12 protein-coding genes are annotated in these 7,893 nt (G+C 63.0%); 6 read left to right on the forward strand and 6 right to left on the reverse strand.

From position 1 onward, the window contains the following. Positions 1–112 precede the first annotated feature (112 nt). A complete protein-coding gene (locus BM004_RS40265) occupies positions 113–652 on the reverse strand; it encodes an IS110 family RNA-guided transposase (protein WP_177206800.1) in 540 nt (179 codons plus the stop codon). Between BM004_RS40265 and BM004_RS40270 the strand changes: the two genes are divergently transcribed. From BM004_RS40270 to BM004_RS40285, 6 genes are all read left to right on the forward strand, one after another. Beyond that, positions 636–842 (forward strand): site-specific integrase, encoded by a 207-nt coding sequence (locus BM004_RS40270; RefSeq protein ID WP_177206801.1) that lies wholly within the window; start codon positions 636–638, stop codon positions 840–842. The genes BM004_RS40265 and BM004_RS40270 overlap by 17 nt on opposite strands. Positions 843–1,369: 527 nt before the next feature. Next, on the forward strand, positions 1,370–1,513 hold the full coding sequence (locus tag BM004_RS41750; RefSeq protein WP_177206802.1) for a hypothetical protein: 144 nt from the start codon (positions 1,370–1,372) through the stop codon (positions 1,511–1,513). A 31-nt stretch (positions 1,514–1,544) separates the two neighbouring features. Next, complete coding sequence (locus BM004_RS40275) at positions 1,545–1,853, forward strand: helix-turn-helix transcriptional regulator (RefSeq protein WP_093222535.1); 309 nt, start codon at positions 1,545–1,547, stop codon at positions 1,851–1,853. Beyond that, positions 1,831–2,745 carry a reverse transcriptase family protein gene (locus BM004_RS40280; RefSeq protein WP_256220318.1) on the forward strand — a complete coding sequence of 305 codons (915 nt, stop codon included), beginning with the start codon at positions 1,831–1,833 and terminating at the stop codon, positions 2,743–2,745. The genes BM004_RS40275 and BM004_RS40280 overlap by 23 nt, the downstream gene beginning before the upstream one ends. Positions 2,746–3,299: 554 nt before the next feature. Beyond that, positions 3,300–3,563 carry a hypothetical protein gene (locus tag BM004_RS41295; RefSeq protein ID WP_143072700.1) on the forward strand — a complete coding sequence of 88 codons (264 nt, stop codon included), beginning with the start codon at positions 3,300–3,302 and terminating at the stop codon, positions 3,561–3,563. A gap of 254 nt (positions 3,564–3,817) precedes the next feature. Beyond that, the gene (locus tag BM004_RS40285) at positions 3,818–4,369 is read left to right on the forward strand and encodes a hypothetical protein (protein WP_093222538.1); all 552 of its coding nucleotides are present in this window, start codon (positions 3,818–3,820) and stop codon (positions 4,367–4,369) included. 37 nt (positions 4,370–4,406) lie between these two features. Here BM004_RS40285 and BM004_RS40290 read toward each other — a convergent pair whose 3' ends face one another. The 5 genes from BM004_RS40290 to BM004_RS42390 all read right to left on the reverse strand — a co-directional run. Continuing rightward, a complete protein-coding gene (locus BM004_RS40290; RefSeq protein ID WP_093222551.1) occupies positions 4,407–4,910 on the reverse strand; it encodes a hypothetical protein in 504 nt (167 codons plus the stop codon). Then, entirely contained in the window at positions 4,907–6,544 is a 1,638-nt protein-coding gene (locus tag BM004_RS40295) for an IS66 family transposase (protein ID WP_256220319.1), read from the reverse strand. The genes BM004_RS40290 and BM004_RS40295 overlap by 4 nt, the downstream gene beginning before the upstream one ends. Before the next feature lie 160 nt (positions 6,545–6,704). Further along, on the reverse strand, positions 6,705–7,043 hold the full coding sequence (gene tnpB / locus BM004_RS40300) for an IS66 family insertion sequence element accessory protein TnpB (protein ID WP_093222543.1): 339 nt from the start codon (positions 7,041–7,043) through the stop codon (positions 6,705–6,707). Continuing rightward, the gene (locus tag BM004_RS40305) at positions 7,040–7,441 is read right to left on the reverse strand and encodes an IS66-like element accessory protein TnpA (RefSeq protein ID WP_256220320.1); all 402 of its coding nucleotides are present in this window, start codon (positions 7,439–7,441) and stop codon (positions 7,040–7,042) included. Before BM004_RS40305 ends, tnpB begins: the two co-directional genes overlap by 4 nt. Positions 7,442–7,605: 164 nt before the next feature. Further along, a partial coding sequence (locus tag BM004_RS42390; protein WP_256220321.1) for a helix-turn-helix domain-containing protein occupies positions 7,606–7,893 on the reverse strand: 288 nt, incomplete at its 5' end.

Here is a 7,893-nt window from a genome sequence, read left to right on the forward strand (position 1 = left end):
GGGATCTCGGCGACGGCTTTGCAGGCCGGCATTTCACGCATCTGCTGAGAGAGCCGTCGCTCGATGAGGCCGATGTCGGCCTGCAGTTGCTGGACTCGCCTGAGTTGCTCGTTCAGGCCTTCCATGAGCATCGCTGGCAACCGTGTCTTTGCGTCGCACATGGCGTCGGGCAACGTCTTGAGCAACCAGCATGACCCTCCGGCAGCACGATGCCGAATTCATACAGCAGCCCCCGCAACTCGTTGGTTTGCATGATGCGGGTCTTCATGAGCTGTGCTCGCAGCCGGTGTAGTGACAGCACGATCTGCTGTGCCTCGGACTTGACTGGAACAAAGCGCATGCCGGGCTGCTGGCATGCCGTCCAGATCGCCTGAGCGTCCGCGGCATCGGTCTTGTTGCGCCGCACGAACGGACGGACCTTCCTGGGCGAGATAAGTCGTACCTCATGGCCCATTCCCATCAGCGCTCGACCCCAGTCATGAGCTCCGCCGCAAGCCTCCATCACGACCAGAGCAACTGCGCGATTGGCAAACCAATCGAGCAACTTTGCGCGCTTCAGCTGCAAGCGCTCGATGCAACCGGTGTCCATGTCGACCCAGTGCAGCTGAAACACCTTCTTGGCAATGTCGACGGCAATGACGGTGCGCTCCATGATGGCCGAGTGCCTCAACATCAGCAAGGACGTACGCGCCCAGCTGCTGAGCCACGGACTGAGCGGGGTGCAGGACCGCAACTACGACAAGGGCTTGCACCTTGCGCAAAAGACTTCCGTCCTGCGCCGCTGGAACGACTTCATCGCCGACCTCGCAATCGGCAACCCGTCCACCGACAACGTGCACTAGCAGCACGTGGCTTGAGCGGCCCGCGCCCATCGGATACGTCGCGCCTGATCGCGGAGCTGGGCGCGCGGCAGAGCTGAAGGTGGCGCGGGGGTGACCTACATCTGCTAGGCATGGCTGATCGTGACGCATGCTACGCGGCGGACTTTCTCGCCATCGCGCGGGCTTTTTGAAGCCCGGCGGGTGTTTAGGCCGCACCCCTCCGAGCACAGAATGTTACGAAAACATTTCGCAAATAGCGAAGTTACTCCGCTACATTTCACTTTGAAGAAAACAGAGAGAACTGTCGAAACATTGGGATGCGAAAGTGTCCTGTGAGGCCGCAAGGCTTCAACTTTTGCGAGCAGCGGTGCCCTGGCCCGACGCCTCACGCGTCCACCGATCACCACAGCGCGCGGGCATTCCCGGACGACCCGGGAATGCCGTCGAGAACGAGTAGGGGTTAACCGCCGTTTGCTCTGCCAGTTACGGACGACAGCCACGGGGAACGCATATTGCGTTTGCCCGGTTGGTGTAGCTGGGGACCCGTCATGAGAAATGACAAGCAATCTTCCGAACGGCGGGGGTTGATGAAGAAGGTGCGCCTGTGGCTTTTCCGCCCAAGCACGATTCATTGGGCGTTTGGCCTGATGAAGATCGTGCACTGGTTGCTAAAGGCTTTTGGCGTGATCTGATGAGTCGCCGCCCCTCATTTTCGAGGTCCACATGTTAAATCGAGCGCTACGTCTTTTGAGGACGTACCACCAACTTACGCAAGTCGAATTAGCTGGACGACTTGAGATTTCCAACACCTACCTGAGCGAAATTGAGACTGGCGGTAAAGCGCCTGCAGTCGAACTGCTGAAGCGCTACAGCGAGGTCTTCAAAATGCCCGTGTCTTCGATCATGCTTTTTTCCGAGGCCATGGACGCCGAGCGCAAGCCCGGCAGCAAATTGCGCGTGGCAGCCGCTGACAAGATACTTCGCTTGCTAGAGTGGTTTGAGGTTAAGGATGCAGTCAAAAAAAACGCCTGATCGTCCTTACCCTTTAGCCTCTTCACCGCTGTACGGCATACGCGGCAAAGGGCAGTTCGAGCGTGCTATCGGACTGACATGGGATCAGACCGATCGACTGCTACACCGTCGCTACTACCGCGTATGGACGACGAAGAAAGATCGCGAGATTCAGCAGCCCTTGTATGAGCTGGAGAAGCTTCACGCTCGTATCGCCAATTTGCTGGCACGCATCGAAATGCCGTCCTACGTATTTTCGAGACGAGGGCGCTCGTATGTCGAAAATGCAGATCGCCATAAGGGCTTGTCTCCACTGATCAAGACCGACCTGACCAAGTTCTATCCCAGCACCAGTTGGCCGATGGTCTTCAGGCTACTTGTTTCCCGATTCAATTGCGCCAAGGATGTCGCCCATCGCCTCGCAGACCTTTGCTGCTATCAGCAAAAGCATCTGCCGACGGGGAGCGCGCTCAGCGGTTACCTGGCGTTCTTCGCCGCCCAGCCGATGTTTGATCGGATCGCTGACATTTTGGGTCGCCACGGGTGCGAGATGACACTCTTTGTCGATGATTTGACAGCGTCTGGCGCAGGAGCCACGAAGCATGCGTTGGAAGAAGTTCGGGCCGAGATTCGCCATCATGGATTTGCCACCAGCGAGGCCAAATCGAAGGTCTACCGTGCGGCCGCGCCGAAGCTCGTGACGGGTGCAATCGTGACGCCGACGCGGTTGATGTTGCCGAATAAGCAGCACTTGAAAATATGGGCTGCGCGCCGCTCCCTGCCAGTGTTGCCGAAAATCATGCGCGCGGCGGCGCTGCGGGCCCTCCGTGGCCGGATTCAGCAAGCGCACCAGGTGCTGAACTACTCCGGCCCAACCTTTGAACTTGCTGCACCTGTCGAACCTTCCGGCTAACCACCCTCAGCCCCAGGCAGATCGCCGAGGTCAAGATGGTTGGAGCCGACCAGCGCCCTGTACGAAGCTTGGCTTGACGCGCAATGCCACGCTCGTCCGACTTCATTGGTCAACATTTAAATGACCTGGCGCGCAGGACGCCCGAGCGGCTCGAGAAACTCCCATGAATATGGGGCCCCAAAAGTTCTAGCGCCCGAACTAACACTCGTTTTTCATAGTAGGACATACCCGCGATTCTCGGCGTCGCCCGACCATCTTTCTAAAGCACTACTTCAAACTTTCAACGCAGTCCTCTTGACTGTACCTGGAGGAAAACTATGGCTGGAGTTGGAACCACAGCGAGAACGGGCGAGAAGTGCCCAGAAAGCGGCGTCTGGCAATCGCAAGATTCGCCCTCGACTACCGCCCCCATCGCAAAGGGGAATACGATGCCGCCGCATAACGGCAAGGCGGTAACTTGGAAGCTCACGCAACTGGCGTGATGCATAGGCGAGCCGCGCGGCAAGGGTCGCCGGCTCAATGCAGCTGTAACGGGTACTGTCACCCGCAACGTCGTGACTAAACACTGGGCACCCATTCGTTGCAAGAACGCCCGCCGTGACTACTCCGACAACCAACACCGCGCGCTCCCGCGCCTACCGCAAGCGCCTAGCCGAAAAGGGGGCCACCACATCTGCGTCGCCGTCGACGGCGACACGGCGCGCCGGCTGCGCGCCATCGCGCGCGAGCACAAGCAGTCCATGGGCGAAGTGCTCAAGATGGCCCCGCTGCTGACCCTGCGGGCACTTGCCAACCTCCCCCGCAACACTGCCGAATGACACCCGTTGCGTATGTGCCAGCGCCTGGAGGGGCGCCCGCGGGGGCGACGTACTTCCGATGCGTCCGCCTGCTCGCCACCATGTCGACGACGACATGCGCTAATCGGTGGAGCACCGCGCCCAGCACCACTTCGTCGTGCAGCGGATGCGCGGTTGGACGTCAGCACCGAGCCAGCGGGGCAACTTGCAGCTCGCCGATGCCTCAAGAACGCCGCCTAACGGCCTGCCAGCGCTGCGGCCGTTCTGACCTGCGCATGATCCACGCCCGGGGCATCTGCGTGTTCTGCTACAACCGCCAGCGCGAACTGCTCGAGGGCCGCAACGCCAAGGGATTTCCACCCCAAAAGATCCAACCTCTCTCCACCTTCAGTGTGTCGACGGAAGCCGCGGACGGCACGACCACACACCACAGCGTTGACGCGTGCCACCAAGCGGAAGCCACTTGCGTAATCGCCCACGTTCGCCTGCCCCTCCTGCCCCAAGGTGCACACCTGAGCGAGAAGCGCCCTGGAGAAGCCGCCTGGAGCGAGGCGCATCACCGCTTTGTGTTGACGTGCCCCAAGTGCGGCCATAGAGGCCTCATGGAACGGCAAAAGGGCGGCATCTTTCACCACCACTGCCCCGCCTGCGAAGGACGGCCCTACGGCTCGGGATGGGGCATTGCAAAGGCCCGCGCGGCGGTGATGCTGCTCGACGTCGATGGACTGAAGGCTTGGCTGGACGCCACGAAGGAAGAACTTCCCCTGGACCGCTGGAGCTTTACGGGGCTTGGCTGCAGGCACTGCAGGAGCGCCGTTCTGCAGTGAGCGTCCAGTCCGACCATCTTGACCGGCCGCACGCGGGTCACTTGGACTGCAGCTGTGCTCCGACGTAGGCCACACACTCCACGAGGTTGAGGGCGGCCAGCAGCAAGAACTTCTCGGCGTCAGTTCTCACGCGCAACAGATCGTGCTCGCCGAGATAGCCGTACACGAACGCAAGCAGATAGCGCTCAGGGTGGTCGACGCAGGACTTCGTGATCATCTGCGCAACGAGGTCTGGCGGCACGCCCTCGGTGAACTGCATCGTCGCCGTCAGCCGCTGCAAGCAGGTTTCCTGGACGTCTTCAGAGATCGTCGGCACGGCGTGCCCGCAGTGCTTCATGGCCTGGAAGGCGACCAGCAGAACGTGGATCGGCACCTCAAGCTGCAGCATGTCGACACCGTAGCGCGGCAACACGAGGATGGAGGCCAGCAGGTTGGGCTGCTGGACGTAGATTTCGTCAGCCAGCTCAACCTTTTGTTGCGCGCTCATGCGGTCGACGTCGATGTTCGCCCGGACCATCACGGCCTGCGTGAGCAAGGTCATGGTCGCGCGTCGGACGCTGGCTGCCATCGGTGCGGCAGCAAGTCCTCGATCTGGCTGGCGCGCTGCGTCGGCAGGCGCTGCAACACGTCGCGCAGGTAGGCCCAGGGGTCATGGCCGTTCAGGCGCGCCGACTGCACCAGGCTCATCACGATGGCGGCGCGTTGGCCAGCCAGTTCACTGCCCACGAACATCCATGCCTTGCGGCCCATCGCCCACGGCTTGATTTGGCGCTCGAGGTGGTTGTTGTCGATGGCGACCGCGCCGTCGTCCAAGTGACGCGTCAGCGCGGCCCAGTGCCCCAGCGTGTAGTCGATGGCCTTGGCCGTCGGGCCGCCGTCGGCTACCAGCCGGCGCTCCAGTTGTAGCCAGTGCTTGAGCTCTTCCCACAGCGGCCTGGCGAGCTGCTGGCGTTGCGCCCGGCGCTCGTCATCGCTGAGGTCTTTGAGCTGTGCCTCGACTCCGTAGATGCGCGCGAAGCGACGGACCGCCTCCAGGCCCACCACACTGGTGCCGTCGTGCGTCAGCTCTTCGAAGTTGCGGCGCGCGTGCGCGGCGCAGGCTGCGCCCAAGCGGTCCGGATACAGCCGCGGATCGACCACGGTCTCGTAGGCGCTGTAGCGGTCGGTCAGCAACGTGCCTGACCATCGCCTGCCGCGTCTATCCTGGCCTCCCAGGAATGCCAGCGGGTACTGCGCCCCGCGTCCCGGACAGAACTCGTAAATCACACCAGGCACCTTGTCGTGCCAGCTTCTGGCGTAGGCCCAGACGTAGGCACGGCGCGTCTTGCCCGCGCCGGGGTCCAGCAGGGCCACAGGGGTCTCGTCGGCGTGCAGCACCGCGCAGCTGAGGATGAAGCGCCTGTGCGCCTCGTGCAGCGGCTCCAGCGCCGCACCGGCCTGGCCGGTGATGGACGCCAGCGTCGAGCGCGGTGTGTGCACGCCGCTGCGGGCGTTGATGGTCGCTTGCCGGTAGTACGGCATGTGGTCCACGAAGCGGCTGATCAGCGTGTGCGCGACGAAGCCGCTGGCAGCGATACCGCCCTCGATGACTTCTGCCACGCTGGGCGCCTGGCGCAGCACCTGGCAGCAGCGGCAGGCCCACTTGCCATAGATGTGGCGGTGCACGAAGAACTCGGCCGGCACGATGTCCAGGCGCTCGCTGACCTCCTGGCCGATGCGCGTCATCGGGCGCCCGCAGCCGGGCTCCAGGCAGTCGGTGCGCTCGGGCTCGTGGTGTTCGACACGGCGCAAGTGATCGGGGAACGGGTTGCGGCGCGGCCGACGTGGGGGCGCCTTGGTCGTTGTGTCCGAGGTTGCTGCGGCGGCCGCGGCCGCGGCGGCTTCACGCCGAAGCCGCTCGAGCTGCTCGCGCAGGCCCGCCTCGTCCTCGGCCAGCGTCTCCTCGAACAGGCGGCGCTGCTCGGCGTTCATGGCCTCGGACTTGGCGCCGAACTTCCAGCGCTTGAGCCTGGCCAGCTCGAAGGTGATCTTCTCGATCTTGGCCTCGCGCAGTGCGATCTCGCGGTCCTTGCGCTGCAGCAGCGCGTCGCGCTCGGCAAGCGCCTGGTCGCGTTGCGCAAGGACACGGCCATGCTCGGCCAGCTGCTGCTCCTGGTCTTGCAGCCGCTGGAGCAACTGACCAACCAGCGCAGCTGTCTCGGCGGACAGTCCCGAAGGATTCGCTGCAGGAAGATCACGCGCACCAAGCATGCGTTGAATGATGCCAGTGCACGGCAAGGCCAACCTCGGCACATCCACTGTCAACGCATGGGCAGATGGCGTGGGCGCCGGCTCCTCAGGCTCGCGTGATGACGCTCAGCTCGGGAAGGCGCTGCCAGGGCAGGCCCAGGACCAAGGCGTCGAACTGCGCAGGTGTGAGCGACAGCAAGGGCGTCGTGTGGGTCGTGCCCGGCCAGACGAAGCGCCCTGAGTTGAGCCGGCGCGCCGCGCACCACACGCCGAAGCCGTCGTGCACCAGCAGCTTGACACGCGTGCCGCGGGCGTTCGCGAACAGGTAGCCATGGTGCGCCTGCGCTGCGCCGAAGACTTGCACGACGCGCGACAACAGGCGCTCGGCGCCGGCGCGCATGTCGATAGGGTCTGCGGCCAGCCACATCGCGTCGATGCGGATCATCGAAGCAGCTCGCGCATCCAGGCCGCGCACTCGCTGGCGGCGCTCGCCGGCCAGGTCACGGTGACCACTATCGGCCCACGTCGCAGCTCGATGCGAACGTCCGGGACATGAGCCGGCTGCCCTGGTGGCGGCAAGCTGACCGGGACGAACACTGTCTTGGCTTCTTGCGCCTTCGGGGTCTCGGCGGTGGTCGCGCTGACGACGGTGGTTGCCGAGTTCATCTCTGCGTCGCGAACCCATCGGCGCAGCAGATTCGCGTTGACGCCGTGGGCCATTGCCACAGCCGCCATCGACATGCCCGGCTGCATGCAGCTGGCCACAGCGTTCGCCTTGAATTCGTCGCTGTGAATGCGACGTCGCCGGCGTGTGCCGGCTTGTTGATCGGGGATAGTGCTCACGTGTCCACCAAGAGTTGTTGATGGGGACTAGGCTCCTATGCTCCGAGCAGGCTTTCAAGATGGTTGGACTGGACGCTCACGTTCTGCAAGCGCGCGGCGCCGAAGAAGGCGGCGCGTTGGTACGTTGCCCGTGGTGCGCCAAGGCTAGTGGATAGCCACGTACATCACATGCCCGCGAACAACTCGCTCAACGGCATCTTCAAGGCGGTCGCGAAGGTTTGCAATGCATCGAGCGAGGGATTCACCCCGCCCGTCTCGACTCTGCTCATATAGGTGCGCGCGAATCCGCATTTTTCGGCGAAGGCCTCTTGGCTCATGCCGGTGTCGATTCGCAGCTGGCGATGCGTTCTCCAAATCGTAAGCGTCTTCTCAGTACCCTCTGTTTTCGTTGAAGGCTGATGTGCAGGATCGGTGGTCCATGCACGCTGCGATGGTGTGCATGAAGAACCGCT

The sequence above is a fragment of the Variovorax sp. OK212 genome (assembly GCF_900112425.1).
In the GTDB taxonomy this organism is placed as follows: domain Bacteria; phylum Pseudomonadota; class Gammaproteobacteria; order Burkholderiales; family Burkholderiaceae_C; genus Variovorax.